A 14,048-nucleotide genomic window follows, 5' to 3' on the forward strand; every position below is an offset into this window, starting at 1 on the left:
AAGTACTGAGCAGAAGGAGAACTGAGAGACATGACGAACCCATTCGATGACGAAAACGGCCGCTTCTTCGTGCTGGTGAATGACGAGAACCAGCATTCGCTATGGCCGACCTTCGCCGACATTCCAGCCGGCTGGACCAAGGTTTTCGGTGAGGACAGCCGCGAGGCGTGCTTGAAGTATGTCGAAGAGAACTGGACCGACCTTCGGCCGAAGAGCCTCATCGACGCTATGGAGGCCGACGCCGCTTCCCGAAACGGTTCGGCTACCTAATACCGCGTTGACGATGCTTGGTTGTGGTCGCATCGATTCCGTCACAGCCAGGCATCGAGTTATGTCTACCCTGCTGGCACGGCAGTCACACTGATAACATTGATGGTGCTCAGTCACAAGCCAGCAGCAGTGATGTTGCTCACAAATCGAAATTTGATCGCCAATACCAGACATTTGGCTTCGCGGGAATGTTCAGCGCATGGCAAACTGAACCCCAATACCCACCGTCATTTAGTGGGAGTACCCAACTAGGCAGATCGGCAAACCGTCGCCGGAGGTAGCAATGAACGAAGTGCTAGGACACATCCAGCACCGTGCTGAGATCACGCCTACCCTGACCGCCGTACGGCATAGCGGTGACGCAGTCAGTTTCGAACGCCTCGATTCTGTTATCGGTGACTATTCGAACGTCGTTACAGCGCACGGTTTGAGTTCCAGTTCCGCTCTGGTCGCCGGTCTTCTGAATGCGATGCCCAATGTCGCGAGACTGTCGGCGCCGCAGATTGGCGATGCGATCCGAGACATGGTGATGTGGCTCGGCCGCGACATTGAAGGCGGTTCGTCTGGCCGCCTGCATGCGGTCGGCTGACGCGAGCCTCCAACTTTTCCGAAGATCCCCGTCCGCACCCGCTGCGGACGGGGATTTCTTTTCGCCGTCAGACTAAGTCGCCCGATCGGACGTACTCCGGGTATCTCGGGGTCAACCCGTCTCCCGACGAGGTGCCGCGCAGGCGTCGCCCGATCCACGGCAGGAGAAATTTGCGGGTCCACACCGCATCGTTGATTCTGCGTGAGACAAGCGAGCTCGACGGCTGCGGCCCCAATGCCGGGCGTGGCGCGGAATGCTCGACGCCGAGTACGTCGAGAACATTCGCGGCCATTAACGTATGGCCCGCAGTGTTCAGGTGAAGGCGGTCCCACGACCACATCCGCGGATCATCGAAACCGTCGAATGCGAAGAAGTCGGCAAGTGTGCCGTTATGTCGTCGCACCATTTCCCGGATGGCCGCGTTGAACGGTAGTGCCCGGCCGCCAAGGTGACGGAAGACCGGGAATGACGATCCGTCGACCATGGTGAACACGACGATCTGGGCGCCGGTGGTTGCCAGTCGGCTCAGCAGCGCGTCGTATCTGGCGATCACGGCGTCGACGTCAAAACCGGGCCGCAGCATGTCATTGCCGCCCGCGGAGATGGTGATCAGATCGGGTTTCAACTCGATGGCTCGATCCAGCTGGGTGTCCACGATCTGATCCAGGAGCCACCCGCGGATAGCGAGATTGGAGTATTCGACGTCGTGGGTGCGGCCGAGTTCCTCGGCGACCCGGTCGGCCCAGCCGCGGACCCCGTTGGGGCGAGCCAGGTCATCGTCACCGACACCCTCGGTGAATGAATCGCCCAATGCGACATACCGGTAGGCGCTCTTGGCCATGACAGTTTCCCCTCTCGTGCGCGTCGACCATCTTATCGAGCCGCTCACGCGCGGAGTCATGTGCTAGGTGTAAAGGCGTGAGCAGCACACGAGCAACCCTCAACCGAAGCGACGGCCCGGCGCATCCGGTGAATGCCAAGCCCGGTGTCGGATTCACTTCGATGCGCCCATGGTGTTATGACGTCTCAGGCCGCGCCGGTGAGCTGGTCAGGCTGACCATCGAGTCGACGGGGCTCGAAGGCGTGACCATCGCGCCCGGCATGCGGATTTCTTATGTCGTGCACCCGGTCTTCGACGCCACCGAACTTGACGTCCGAGATTCCTATGCGGCGACCTCGGTGTGTCTCGACATCGTATTCGCTGACCGCTCGCGCCTCTCCGCCACCGACATCGTTGATCAGCATGGTGTGCCGGCCACTCCTGGCGCGCAGTACGACTCCAAGTCCATCGCGGTCGATCAGTGGACACGAAAGTCATTCCCGCTCAACAGCTTTGTCGGTGCGACAATCGACAGCGTCGAATTGACGGTGCTGATCCCGGCCAGTGTCGTCGGCGCGTCCGCGCGACGTCGCCTCATCGGCTATCTGGACTCCATCCGAGTCGATTCCGCGGCCAGGACACCGGTCGACATCCTCGACCACGTCCGTACCACCCGCGGCACACAGTCCTCGGATCGCTTCTCGCGGGGTAACTGTGCGCCGCTCGTCGCGGGCGGACCGCACCCCTTTGTCTTCGGACTCCCGATGACCGACGGCGGCAATCGGGGCTGGCCGTATTCCTATCACGAGGCATCGAGGGTCGACTCTCGCGTACGGCCCCATCTGCAGTCCTTCGCGACCTCCCATATTCCGTCCCCGTGGATGGGGGATCGCGGTGTATTCCAGTTCTTTCCGAGTCCGTCGGCGTATCCCGATCCCAGCCGGGAGGCACGGGCCCTCGCCTTCGACCACGACACCGAATACGACCGCCCGCATCTATACGCTGTCACCCTCGACGTCGGCGATGGGCAAACGTTAACCGCCGAACTCACCGCGGGTACCCATTCGGTGTGGTTGCGTGTCACCTACCCGAAGGCCACCGGTGACGGCGCGGCGATCAGTGTCGGATCGATCATCTTCGATCAGTTTGATGCCGATGGTGCACTTATGTTGTCGGCCAGTGCGATCACCGGCTATGTCGACGGCCCGGGCGGTATGGTTCGCGTGCCGCGGATGTATGTCTACGCCGAGGTCGACTCGAAAGTCATTGACACGCATACCTATCCCGACAGTGATCGTGCTGCGGTACTTGGCTCGATCACCGTCGATGCGGCAGCTGGTCCGGTGACCCTCGCCGTCGGCACTTCCTTCATCGGCGTCGACCAGGCGCGACGAAACCTTGAACTCGACCGTGCCGGCGGAACTTTCGACGATGTGGTGCGGCGGGCGCGGCAGCGTTGGCTCGACGCACTATCGGTACTCGACGTCGACGGTGCCAGCGCGGATCAACTGACCACGTTGTACTCGTCGCTGTATCGCCTAAATCTGTATCCCACAACCGCCGCGGAGAATCGCGGCGACGTCGCACAGCCGGACTGGTGCTACGCCACCCCGTTTGGCGATCTGGCCGAACCGGATCAGGCCACGCGGACCGGACGGGCGATCGTCGACGGCCGGCTCACTGTCACCGACGGATTCTGGGACTCCTATCGCACCAGCTGGCCCTTGCGAACTCTGTTGTCGCCCAACAAGACCGCCGAACTGTTGAACGGATTCGTCGAACACTATCGCTCGGGAGGTTGGGTAAGTCGCTGGTCGGCACCGGGGCCCGCGGACATCATGACTGGCACGTCCAGTGATGCGGTCTTCGCCGATGCGGCATTGGCCGGGTTGGGTGAGCGTGGCTTCGACATCTTCGAGGCCTACGACTCCTGCCTGCGCAACGCTACGACGCCGTCGGATGACCCACGCGTCGGGCGCAAAGGAATTGATCGGTCACTTTTCACCGGCTATGCCGATACACGGATTCACGAGGGGATGAGCTGGACGGTCGATGCCGCCATCAATGACGCGGCGATCGCCGCGTTCTCCGGGTATTTGGGGCGGCGGTATCCGGGGCATCCGCGCCACACCGAGTTCGTCACCAACGCAACGTGGTTCACCGCTCGGGCCGGCCGGTACGCCGTCATGTTCGATACCGAGACCGGCTTCTTCCGCGGCCGAGAGCCGGACGGGTCATGGCGGGATGAGTCATTCGATCCGCGCCGCTGGGGTACCGACTACACCGAGACCAATGCTTGGGGAAGCGCCTTCACCGCGCCCCAGGACGGCGCTGGGCTGGCAGCTCTGCACGGCGGCAACGCGCCGCTGGAAGCCAGACTCGATACCTTCTACGCGTTGGCGGAGAGCGGTCGCGAAGAGTTTCGCGGTGGTTATCCGGTGATCATTCACGAAATGCGTGAAGCGCGAGACACCCGGATGGGAATGCTCGCCCTGTCGAATCAGCCTGCCCATCATATTCCGTACATGTACGCGTTCGCCTCCCGGGCGGGGTCGCGGGCACACGCGAAGACGCAGCGTATCGTCACCGAGTCCGTGCGACGGCTATTCCTCGGATCCGAAGTGGGGCAGGGATATCCGGGCGACGAGGACAACGGCGAGATGTCGGCGTGGTACTTGTGGGCGGCATCGGGCCTATACCCGCTGACCATCGGCAGTGGCCAGTACGTGTTGTGCGCGCCCAGTTTTCGTCGAATGTCGTGGCGACTGGAGAACGGGTCAGTTATTGACATCGTCGCGCCAGATGCTGATCGCCACAACATCTACATCCAGGCCGTTCGTATCAACGGTGAACCGTGGTCGGAGATCGTCGTCGACCGCGCGCGATTGGTACATGGCGCGCGCATCGACTTCGAGCTGGGGCCGCAGCCCTCGGAATGGGCGGCGTCCTCGACGCCACCATCGATCACCGCACTAGGTGAATTCCCTTTCTTTCCAGCCGATCTCACGAGTCCCGAGAATGCGCAGCGATCCGCGTCGGGTGGCGAGAATGCGGCGAACGCCTTTGATGATGACTCATCGACGCCCGGTGCGGTGTTGGCACCGAACGAGTTCGTGGCCTGGAGCTTCGATGAGCCGACGCGGATCAGTCACTACACCATCACGCCGAAGGTTGCCGGAGCGCTCGCGTGGAATGTCGAAGTGCTTGACGCACAAGACCGTTGGCAGGAGGTCTCGACCGGCAGAGCGGAGTTCCGGTGGGAACGTCAGACGCGAGTCTTCGCGGTTGGCGATCTTCCGGAAGTACTCGGTGTGCGGATTCGAGTGGACCGGGCGGCCACCGTGGTGCAATTGGAATGGCTTGAACTCAGGCACCAAACAATGCCATCGTCAACAGCATCAGCAGAGTGCCGACCAGCGTCGTCGAAAGGCCAATAGCGATCGATGCGGCGGCGCGACCGGTCCCTCGGTAGCGATCCGATGAATTGACCTGTGCCACACCCACTATGCCCAGCACCACCGCGACTACGCCAAGGATCGCGCCGAGCCCGCACAGGACCAGCAATGGGATCGAACTCAGCGCGGCGGCAAAGGCCCACGAGACTGCCGGCGCCGTCTTCATCGGAAGGACTGATGGCACGAACGACGCCGTCGTGACGATACGGCGAGCCTGCGGTACCGGACTGATAGCGGTCGGCGTTATCGGTGGCGATGGCAGCGGATCGGGATGGTTGAGATCCCAGAAGTCGCCGACGGCGGGTAGCGGTCCATCATCGGGCAATGCGCTATAGGCATGCGGAAGTGTCGACGGCCGCGGGGGGAACTGTGTTGTCTCCGGGGGGTGGTCAGGCGACACCGCGGGTAATCCTTTCGCTCCCGTCGCGGCGAGTAGCGCGCTACGGCTCCGTCCAGCCTACGCGCGGGAAACGCTCAAATCCCCTGCTCGCGACAGCGAACAGGGGATTTGGGAGGTGATCTCAGGGGAATTTCAGTGATATCCCCGAGTGGATCAGTGACCGTGGCCACCGGCCATCGACGACAATTGGGTGACCGCGTCGGCGGACAGCTTCCACGCGCCGTCGTCGGTCTTGACGTAGGTCAGTTTGATGTCGACGGGCTGCGGTGCATGGGGGCTGGCGACCGATACGGTCGCGACTGCCTTGTCCGCACCGTCGGCGGCGACGGATTTAACGGTGAAGATCTCCGGGGTGTAGCCGCCCATCGATGCACCCTTGGCGAATAACTGCAGCGCGGCCTTGGTGCCGGAGTTGGTGGTGTCGACAACGGCGTCGAGGTCAGCCGAAGAAGTCTTCGGGTCGATCGCCTTGCGGAGTGTGACCTGGGCGTCGGCCGCGGAGAGTTCGGCGGCTGCGGCCGAGGTGGTGCTCGAGTCGGTAACCACGCTGGGCGTGGTGCCCGTCGTGTCGCTGGCCTCCTCGCTATTGCTACAGGCGGCGACACCGAATACGGCGGCTCCGACGATGGCGGCTGCGGCGGCAGTCTTACGAAGATTCATTCTTCCAACTCCTCAATCGGTTAGTAAGCACAGCCTAAACCCGCAGTCCGACAACGCGGCGTGCAGCCCCGGTGATCTGTATCTCGACGTCGGGCTGCGCGTCGGCTATGCCGGGAATTATTCGGACCACGGTCCGGTTGATGGATATGTAACTCAGATTTGAGCAATCGAGGAGGAAGACATGCAGTTCGGCATCTTCACCGTCGGCGACGTCACGACCGACCCGACCAATGCGACCACGCCAACCGAGCATGAGCGGATCAAGGCGACGGTGGCCATCGCGAAGAAGGCCGAGGAGGTCGGCCTGGACGTCTTCGCGACCGGCGAGCATCACAACCCGCCGTTCATCCCGTCATCGCCGACGACGACCCTCGCCTATATCGCGGCGCAGACCGAGAAGCTGCTGCTTTCGACGTCGACCACACTGATCACGACCAATGACCCGGTGAAGATCGCCGAAGACTATGCGACACTTCAGCATCTAGCCGACGGCCGGGTGGATTTGATGATGGGCCGTGGCAACACCGGGCCGGTTTATCCCTGGTTCGGTAAGGACATCCGCCAGGGGATCGCACTCGCGATCGAGAATTACGCGTTGCTGCGCAGGCTGTGGAGCGAAGACGTCGTGGATTGGGAAGGAAAATTCCGTACCCCACTGACATCGTTCACCTCGACGCCGCGACCGCTCGACGATGTCGCTCCGTTCGTGTGGCACGGATCGATCCGGTCGCCGGAGATCGCCGAACAAGCGGCTTACTATGGCGACGGCTTCTTCGCGAACCACATCTTCTGGCCGAAGGAGCATTTCGCGCGGCTGATCGACTTCTATCGTGAGCGTTACGAGCACTACGGACACGGCGCGGCGAATCAGGCAATCGTTGGTCTCGGCGGACAGTTCTTCATCCGCAAGAATAGCCAGGATGCGGTGCGTGAATTCCGGCCCTACTTCGATAATGCTCCGGTGTACGGCCACGGGCCGACGCTGGAACAATTCACTTCGCAGACTCCGCTGACGGTCGGGAGCCCACAGGAATTCGTCGACAAAACGTTGAGTTTCCGCGAGACATTCGGGGATTACCAACGTCAGCTATTCCTTGTCGACCACGCCGGGCTGCCGCTCAAGACGGTACTCGAACAGCTCGACGAACTGGGTGCGGTGTTGCCGCAACTGCGCAGGGGATTCGCCGACGGGCGGCCGGCGCAGGTGCCTGACGCTCCGACCCACGCCTCCCTCGTCGCGTCGCGCGCCGCGGAAAATGCGCGGGTGCGGCTATGACCGAAATGTCGAGTCGGCGGCTGGTTGTCGTCAACGCCGGGTTATCTAACCCGTCGTCGACGAGGCTGCTGGCCGATCGACTCGCTGCGGACGTCGTCGAAGCTGTTGCCGGGCAAGGGGATCTGCTGGAGGTGACGGTGCTGGATGTGCGCGACCTGGCCGCCGACATCGCCAACTCGGCGACATCCGGGTTCGGCGTAGGTCAGGTTCAGGATGCGCTGGACGCGGTCTATCGTGCCGATGCCCTCATTGTCGCGACGCCGGTATTCAACGCGTCCTACAGTGGGCTATTCAAAAGCTTCTTCGACCTCGTCGAAGTTGATCGGATGGCTGGTAAGCCGGTACTCATCGCGGCCACCGGGGGCAGCGCGCGGCATTCGCTGATGCTCGACTACGCGATGCGGCCGCTTTTCAGTTACCTACGAGCCGTGGTGATGCCGACGGGTGTGTACGCCGCGTCCGCTGACTGGTCGGGCAGTACCGGTGACACGGCGATGCTCAGTGACCGAATCCGTCGTGCCGCAAGTGAATTGGCGCTATCGATCGGGAGTGTTGGGGCTGCGTCCGGTACTAAGCACTCTGCGGCGTCGCGTATACACGTCGACGCCGCAGAGTCAGATGGGATCAGTAACTTCGCGAAACTGCTCGGTTCGTAATATCCGCTACAGGCGTGCGGCCGTGAAGCGCGCCCCGGCGAAGGCATCGCCGTTCACCGTGTAGAGCACATGTAGTGCGTTGGGCTGTCCTAGTGGAGCGCCGTTGCAGATGGTATCGCCCGGGATGCAGTAGCGGACGGTCTTACGGGCGTAGAGCCGATCGATCTGGACCGGCGGTGCTCCCGCGTCACGGATGAAGCGAGCCGACGGCGGTGCGAACAGCACCACCGAAGCCACGTGCTTGGCGACCGATGCCGGCAGTCGTGCCGGGGCGTACCGCCGGTACTTCTCATACTGTGCCGGGACCGGGATGCCGGGGTTGAGGGCGTAGCCAATGACGACCGCGCCCTGCGAATAACCGCTCAGCACGATGCGGGTGCGTGGGCAGACCGCCGCGATGTATTTGATGCGGTTCTGAGTGACCTTGATTCCGTTCAGAACTTCGTGAGCGAAGGCCAGCCGGTTGCCGAAGTTGCCACTCGCCGGGTATTTGACGCCGTATTCGGCGACCGACTTGCCGGGCAAGGTGCTACGCAGTGCGGCGGCGAACGCGAGGCCGGTAAGGCCCATCGGTGCGCCCGGCTCGACCGTGCCTCTAGCCGAGATCACCTCCACATTCGGGCAGCCAGCGGCTGCTGCACGGGGGGCCGTGGCTAGGGTAGACGCCCCCAGTACCATCGCCAGGCCACAGATAACTATCAGTATTCGTCGCGTCATGGTGACGTATCCTACGGGACATTTGTGACATTGACCCGGTCCTTCACTCGTTAAGACCGAAGGTATCGGCGGGCGATCAGTCAGGCCGCCACCAACATTGACATCCGCGTACTCAAATATCCGTCTGACCTGCGGTGAGTGCAGGTTCAGTCGCCGGGTGACGGTGGAGAGCCGAGGGCCAGCACCTCATAGGCAAGGGCGCGATCCACGATCTCGACCGGGCTGAGATCGTCCCAGAAGATCAAGTCGCTGACATTGGGGTCGGGAACCGCGGCCTGCAACTCATCGAGCCACCGGTCGATCGAGTCATTCGCGGGATCGTCTTTGATGCGGGTGACTAGTGCGATGAGCGCCGCGCGGTTATGGCCGGCCATCACGCTCGCCCCGGCTTGTTATCTCGAGTCCGCAATCGCGTTCCGGGCAACGTCGGCGCTGGAAGATGCTGGATTTCGCCGTCGTAGCCGCGCACCTGGCCGAACCGCTCCGAATGGGCCATCCACTCCTCTCGGGCGACGACCATCTCGTCATGTGTGCGGCCGACGAAATTCCACCACATGATGATGTCCTCGCCCAGCGGTTCGCCGCCGAGCACAATCAGGCGCACCGGTTCGTCGCCGGTATTGATCAGCCCAATCACCTTGGCGCCCAAGCCGATATAAGCCATCTCGGTCCGCGCGACGTCGAGCGGTTCGATTGCATTCGCAATGCGCAGCGTCCCGGAGTCGACCAGGATTCCGTGTTCGAATGTCGGGTCGACGTCGAGGTCGATATTCGCCCCTGCGTCGACGACGAGTTCCGCCCCGAGTAGCGGACTGAAGGTGGTCACTGGTGAGCGCGAACCGAAGAGTTCGCCGAGGAACACTCGCGCCATGGCACCGCCGACGTCGACTGACGGTGGGACATAGTGGGCGAAGTCGCGGTCGACGTTGGTGGCGTGGGCCGGCAATGCCACCCACAGCTGAACACCGTGCAGCACAGTGGTTTCCGGGGTCGACACTTCAGTGTGGGCGATGCCGCGTCCGGCCGTCATCAGGTTCAGTTCGCCCGGGCGGACCATCGCGTGGACGCCGTTGGTGTCTCGATGTTCGATCTCGCCACTGAAGAGCCAACTGACTGTCTGCAAGCCGATATGCGGGTGCGGCGGCACGTCCATCCCGGGGCCAGCGCCGGCTGATACGTCCTCTGGGCCGTAATGATCGGCGAAACACCATCCGCCGATGAGCGACCGCTCGCGCTGCGGAATAGTGCGGTGAACGGTCATCGCGCGCGGACCGCCGAGTGGTACGTCACGCGAGGTCAGCAACTGAACGCGCAGGCCAGCGGGGGTGGCATCCGACGTTGTTGGCGAGCAGATTATCTCGGCGGGGGCTGATTCGAGATTACTCATATGGCCAGTTTAGGTGGGGTTTCGGTCAAACTTCTCGACGATTCGGTTACCCACGAGGATCGCGCTATGCCGCCACCCCGACGATACTCAGTGGATACGGGTCGTTGAGCGAGTGCGTGCGGCGCCGATCAGGGAACTTGCGATTGTGCCCAACGGGGCGTCGATGACAGTGCGCATCCTGCCACGTAATCGTGAAGTCATCGCAACAATGCTGGTCAATTATGGTTCGCAGGTGACCCACCGGGAGTTTCGGCTGGGGTCGACGACAATTGCCGGAGCGTGATCCGCTAGTGTCCCCCTAACTGGGACTACCAGTCTCAAGCTGAGAATCGCCAGAATTGTCTTCTATGGCCGTAGTTGTGGCCGTATGCGGAAAGCTTAGAAAAGTAGGAGCGAGTCGTGACTGTCAGCCTTGAGCGAGCCGGGATGGCACCAGAGTTGAATGCGGCGTCGAATGTCGTAGCCCTACGACGACCGCGGGACCTTCGCGCGGTCGACGATGTCGCCGTGGTGCGACGGGTCCCGCGTCCGGCGCTGTCGCAGCGTGAGATCGAAGTGTTGTTGGCCTGGCTGGTCACCGAATCCAAACGAGATGCTGCCCAGGCGTTATTCATCTCGCCCGCGACGGTGAGCACGCATGTGTCGCGAATCCGCGACAAGTACGCGGAGATCGGCCGCCCGGCTCCGACCAAGGCGCATCTGCTCATTCGCGCCTTGCAGGACGGCTTTACCTCGATCGAGGATTGGTAAGCACCTGCGGCTCCTCGAATGACATCGAGATGTGGTCGACCGATGATGCCATCAGGGCGTGACGCGACAGTTTCAGCGCACGAAGTTCGTCGGCGATCGGCCCACTCCCCAGAGAGAGTTTCGCACCTCCAACCCGGGTGCGAGTGCCGGTCGTTTCGGTCAGCCGCCACTCAGTGGCCCGCGTGATGCCATCGAGATGTGAATAGGCATGCAGCACAACGTTATCCGAGGCCGATGAGGTGGGCATCGAAATCCCTCGGCGCACACTGAGGTCGACGACGAGTTGGCCGTCGGAAACCACGACGCCGCGTTTGGTCGGGTCGTCGTGGACCACGGTGAAGTCGGCGAGTGTTTTGGGGAAACCCCAGATGCCCCGGCCCGCGGCAAGGGTGAATTCACCGTCGACCGGAAGATGATGCACAAGTGCTCGGGCGTCGCCAGCGACGAGTGCCCTCATGGCGGAGAGCGATCCCTTCGCTTCGGCTTCTGGCGGATTCACCAGGAAACAGACTCCGAATTCGTTGTAGGGCCCCAGATCGCCGTCGATGTAGTCGACGAAGACCAGCATGCACATGGTGCGACCTGGACCGGTCAGTCCGGGGCGGATGCGCAACGGGGTCAATCCGGTGTGGGCAATTGCAGCGGCAGCGGCGCCGGCGTCGGCGGTGAACGCCGCGACGAAACATCGAGCGTCGCGGATCTGTACTGGCATCGTGACGGTCGTGCCGGCGATCTGGTGCGTGACGGGGGCGGTTGTCATCGTGAGGTTTAGCGCGTGGCCTCGGCGACCACGCCGCGCAGGCCGTCGTCGCCGAAGAGTGGGGCAAGCATGGACGAGAAGTCGGGTCCGCTGCGAAGCATCTGGCCGCCGTCGACGTTGATGACCTGACCGGTGATCCAACTGGATTCTTCGCCGAGAAGGAAGCGGGCAAGGTTCGCGACGTCGGCAACCTCACCGATACGCGGCAACGGTGTGTTGTCGGCGTAGTTCTTCGAGAGTTCGGGACTCTCGGTGATCGCGGTGACCAGTTCGGTGCGAGTGAGCCCAGGCCGAATCCCATTCACCCGTACGTTGGACGGACCGAGTTCGTCGGCGGCGAGCGCGACCAGATGGTCGACCCCCGACTTGGTGACGCCATAGGCTCCGAACCAGCGGTGGGTGTTACTCGCCGCGATTGACGAGATCGCGACAATCGATCCACCACCGCCCGCGACGAGAGCGCGGGCGCCGTGTTTGACGGTGAACATGGTGCCGTTGATATTGAGGTCGACGGTGCGCTTCCAGGCATCGGAGTCGATCTGGGTGACCGGACCGATGGTTTCACTACCGCCCGCGCAGGCGACGATGCCGTCGAGTCTCCCGTCACCGTGTGCGACAGCGGTCGCGACCAACTCGGCGACTTGGGTTTCGTCGGTCACGTCGGTGGTATGTGCGGACGTCGAGTCTGGATGGGACTGGTTGATCGCCGCAGCGACGTCGGCGAGCCGATCGGCCCGCCGGCCGGCGATGGTGATCGTCGCGCCGTGTGCGGCCAGGTCCGCTGCGATACCCGCGCCAATTCCGCTTCCGCCGCCGGTGATCAGAAAGGACTTTCCCGAGAGGTACATGCGGCGAGCCTAAGCCAAAACAGGAACGAGTTCTAGTTTTTCGCCGAATGTCGACCATTACCGATGGTGCCGGTTCGAGCGAACCATTCGTCAAGGGCATCCCCGACCTGGATAGGTGCTTCGACCGGTGTGAGGTGACCGGCACCCTCGACACGAACGACGGGGTGCTGCCCGGGAAGTCGGTCCCGCAGTTGAGTCGCCTGGGCGAAGGGGAGCCACGGATCTTCGGTGCCCCAGCCGATCTCGACCTCACAGCGAGTTCGCGGCAGACGATCGGCGATGGTCTCGGTGTGCTCAGGTCGCAGTGCGGCGATTTGGCGATAGAAGGCACTTTGGCCCGATTCGCCGAACCACGGTTGGCATAGGCGTTCGCGCCAGTCACTGCCGAGTCGATGGTGCGCTGCCGCGCAGATGTACTCCTCGACCAGGGCTGCGTGCAGTGGACCGGGGAGCTGAGTGAATACCTCGCAGTGATCGGCGACGAGGCGAAAGAAGGGTGAACCCCAGGGGGCGAGAGTCACAGCATCCCAGAGGAATAGCGCGGCGTAGTCACGCTCGTGGAGCAGGTGCGCGCCGAGGGCCACGGCTCCGCCGATGTCGTGCGCGACGACGTGCGGTCTGTCCAGTTCCCAATGGGCGAGCAAGGCGCTGAATCTCGACATCTGTGCCGGAAGGTCGATCGGAGTGTCGACCGGTCCGATCGACTGGCCATATCCGGGCATATCCCACAAGAACACGCGGTGGGTGGACCTCAGTCGGTCTGCGACGTCGGCCCACACCTGCGCCGACCACGGGGTGCCGTGGCAGAACACCACATCGCCAACCGGTCGTTCGGGTTCGAGTACGTACGTCGCCACCGGTGTCCCGGCAAGGTCGATGTATTGCGGGCTCGGCAATCGTGAGTCGGTCGGCTGCATGTCGCTGAATCTAGAACCTAAGGTCGACCTGAGGTCAAGGTGCATGATGAAACAATGAAGATCGGACAGGCGGCGCAGCGGGTGGGAGTACCAATTCACGTGCTCAGACATTGGGACGAGATGGGAGTCGTGGTGCCCGGCCGCATGACGTCGGGCCACCGTGACTACACCGAAGAGCATCTGCGCCGGCTACAGGTATTGCAGGCATGCCAAGGTGTCGGCATGAGTCTGTCCGACATTCGCCAGGTGCTGCACCGCCATGAGTCGGGCAGGACCGGAACAATTGAACGGCACCTTCGTCGCATCAAGGATCAGCGGGCCAGGCTCGAGGAAGCCGAGCGCTTCTTGGAACATGTGATCGGCTGCGAGCATGACCTGCTGACCCGGTGTGGCGAATGCGCAACCTACGCTTCGACCGGATCGTCGTCAGAGCGCGAGCGTTTCGCCAAGACGAGTCATACCTTGCGGACGATTTAGGTCGCAGATCCCGCAGTCGAAAATCTCGTCCCCGTCAGGACAGTCGGAGGGCAATATGCCCTTCAA

17 protein-coding genes are annotated in these 14,048 nt (G+C 62.6%); 8 read left to right on the forward strand and 9 right to left on the reverse strand.

Going from position 1 to position 14,048, the window contains the following annotated elements; translation table 11 throughout:
* The first annotated feature begins 30 nt into the window (after nt 1-30).
* Both AAFP29_RS04610 and AAFP29_RS04615 read left to right on the forward strand, forming a co-directional pair.
* A complete protein-coding gene (locus AAFP29_RS04610) occupies nt 31-270 on the forward strand; it encodes an MbtH family protein (RefSeq protein WP_419216120.1) in 240 nt (79 codons plus the stop codon).
* Between the two features lie 283 nt (nt 271-553).
* Complete coding sequence (locus AAFP29_RS04615; protein WP_419216121.1) at nt 554-859, forward strand: hypothetical protein; 306 nt, start codon at nt 554-556, stop codon at nt 857-859.
* Between the two features lie 67 nt (nt 860-926).
* On the opposite strand, the gene AAFP29_RS04620 is transcribed toward AAFP29_RS04615, so the two are convergent.
* Nucleotides 927-1,700 carry an SGNH/GDSL hydrolase family protein gene (locus AAFP29_RS04620; RefSeq protein ID WP_419216122.1) on the reverse strand — a complete coding sequence of 258 codons (774 nt, stop codon included), beginning with the start codon at nt 1,698-1,700 and terminating at the stop codon, nt 927-929.
* 77 nt (nt 1,701-1,777) lie between these two features.
* On the opposite strand from AAFP29_RS04620, the gene AAFP29_RS04625 reads away from it, so the two are divergent.
* Nucleotides 1,778-5,116: a GH92 family glycosyl hydrolase gene (locus AAFP29_RS04625; protein WP_419216123.1), complete on the forward strand. Its 3,339-nt coding sequence runs from the start codon at nt 1,778-1,780 to the stop codon at nt 5,114-5,116.
* On the opposite strand, the gene AAFP29_RS04630 is transcribed toward AAFP29_RS04625, so the two are convergent.
* Nucleotides 5,046-5,534, reverse strand: a complete 489-nt coding sequence (locus AAFP29_RS04630) for a DUF4190 domain-containing protein (protein ID WP_419216124.1) — start codon at nt 5,532-5,534, stop codon at nt 5,046-5,048. The two genes, AAFP29_RS04625 and AAFP29_RS04630, sit on opposite strands and share 71 nt — an antisense overlap.
* Nucleotides 5,535-5,687: 153 nt before the next feature.
* Nucleotides 5,688-6,194: a DUF4878 domain-containing protein gene (locus tag AAFP29_RS04635; RefSeq protein WP_419216125.1), complete on the reverse strand. Its 507-nt coding sequence runs from the start codon at nt 6,192-6,194 to the stop codon at nt 5,688-5,690.
* Between the two features lie 181 nt (nt 6,195-6,375).
* Here AAFP29_RS04635 and AAFP29_RS04640 point away from each other — a divergent pair, with 181 nt between their 5' ends.
* Nucleotides 6,376-7,470: an LLM class flavin-dependent oxidoreductase gene (locus AAFP29_RS04640; protein WP_419216126.1), complete on the forward strand. Its 1,095-nt coding sequence runs from the start codon at nt 6,376-6,378 to the stop codon at nt 7,468-7,470.
* A gap of 5 nt (nt 7,471-7,475) precedes the next feature.
* The gene (locus AAFP29_RS04645; protein ID WP_419216339.1) at nt 7,476-8,126 is read left to right on the forward strand and encodes a CE1759 family FMN reductase; all 651 of its coding nucleotides are present in this window, start codon (nt 7,476-7,478) and stop codon (nt 8,124-8,126) included.
* Nucleotides 8,127-8,132: 6 nt separating this feature from the next.
* Here AAFP29_RS04645 and AAFP29_RS04650 read toward each other — a convergent pair whose 3' ends face one another.
* The 3 genes from AAFP29_RS04650 to AAFP29_RS04660 all read right to left on the reverse strand — a co-directional run bounded on the left by AAFP29_RS04650 (nt 8,133) and on the right by AAFP29_RS04660 (nt 10,230).
* Complete coding sequence (locus AAFP29_RS04650) at nt 8,133-8,843, reverse strand: cutinase family protein (protein WP_419216127.1); 711 nt, start codon at nt 8,841-8,843, stop codon at nt 8,133-8,135.
* Between the two features lie 146 nt (nt 8,844-8,989).
* Nucleotides 8,990-9,217 carry a hypothetical protein gene (locus AAFP29_RS04655; protein ID WP_419216128.1) on the reverse strand — a complete coding sequence of 76 codons (228 nt, stop codon included), beginning with the start codon at nt 9,215-9,217 and terminating at the stop codon, nt 8,990-8,992.
* A complete protein-coding gene (locus tag AAFP29_RS04660; RefSeq protein ID WP_419216129.1) occupies nt 9,217-10,230 on the reverse strand; it encodes a pirin family protein in 1,014 nt (337 codons plus the stop codon). The genes AAFP29_RS04655 and AAFP29_RS04660 overlap by 1 nt, the downstream gene beginning before the upstream one ends.
* Nucleotides 10,231-10,243: 13 nt before the next feature.
* Between AAFP29_RS04660 and AAFP29_RS04665 the strand changes: the two genes are divergently transcribed.
* Together AAFP29_RS04665 and AAFP29_RS04670 are read left to right on the forward strand one after the other, a co-directional pair.
* Nucleotides 10,244-10,513, forward strand: coding sequence for a hypothetical protein (locus AAFP29_RS04665; protein WP_419216130.1), 270 nt, complete (start codon nt 10,244-10,246; stop codon nt 10,511-10,513).
* A 116-nt stretch (nt 10,514-10,629) separates the two neighbouring features.
* Complete coding sequence (locus AAFP29_RS04670) at nt 10,630-10,980, forward strand: LuxR C-terminal-related transcriptional regulator (protein WP_419216131.1); 351 nt, start codon at nt 10,630-10,632, stop codon at nt 10,978-10,980.
* Here the strand turns inward: AAFP29_RS04670 and AAFP29_RS04675 are convergent.
* The 3 genes from AAFP29_RS04675 to AAFP29_RS04685 are packed head-to-tail and all read right to left on the reverse strand — an operon-like array spanning nt 10,958 to nt 13,505.
* Complete coding sequence (locus AAFP29_RS04675; protein ID WP_419216132.1) at nt 10,958-11,740, reverse strand: acetoacetate decarboxylase family protein; 783 nt, start codon at nt 11,738-11,740, stop codon at nt 10,958-10,960. The two genes, AAFP29_RS04670 and AAFP29_RS04675, sit on opposite strands and share 23 nt — an antisense overlap.
* 8 nt (nt 11,741-11,748) lie before the next feature.
* Nucleotides 11,749-12,588, reverse strand: coding sequence for an SDR family oxidoreductase (locus AAFP29_RS04680; protein ID WP_419216133.1), 840 nt, complete (start codon nt 12,586-12,588; stop codon nt 11,749-11,751).
* 32 nt (nt 12,589-12,620) lie between these two features.
* Entirely contained in the window at nt 12,621-13,505 is an 885-nt protein-coding gene (locus AAFP29_RS04685) for an alpha/beta fold hydrolase (protein WP_419216134.1), read from the reverse strand.
* Nucleotides 13,506-13,559: 54 nt separating this feature from the next.
* On the opposite strand from AAFP29_RS04685, the gene AAFP29_RS04690 reads away from it, so the two are divergent.
* Nucleotides 13,560-13,982 carry a MerR family transcriptional regulator gene (locus AAFP29_RS04690; protein ID WP_419216135.1) on the forward strand — a complete coding sequence of 141 codons (423 nt, stop codon included), beginning with the start codon at nt 13,560-13,562 and terminating at the stop codon, nt 13,980-13,982.
* The last annotated feature ends 66 nt before the right edge of the window (nt 13,983-14,048 follow it).

The sequence above is a fragment of the Gordonia sp. CPCC 205333 genome, from assembly GCF_048537885.1.
Classification (GTDB): domain Bacteria; phylum Actinomycetota; class Actinomycetes; order Mycobacteriales; family Mycobacteriaceae; genus Gordonia.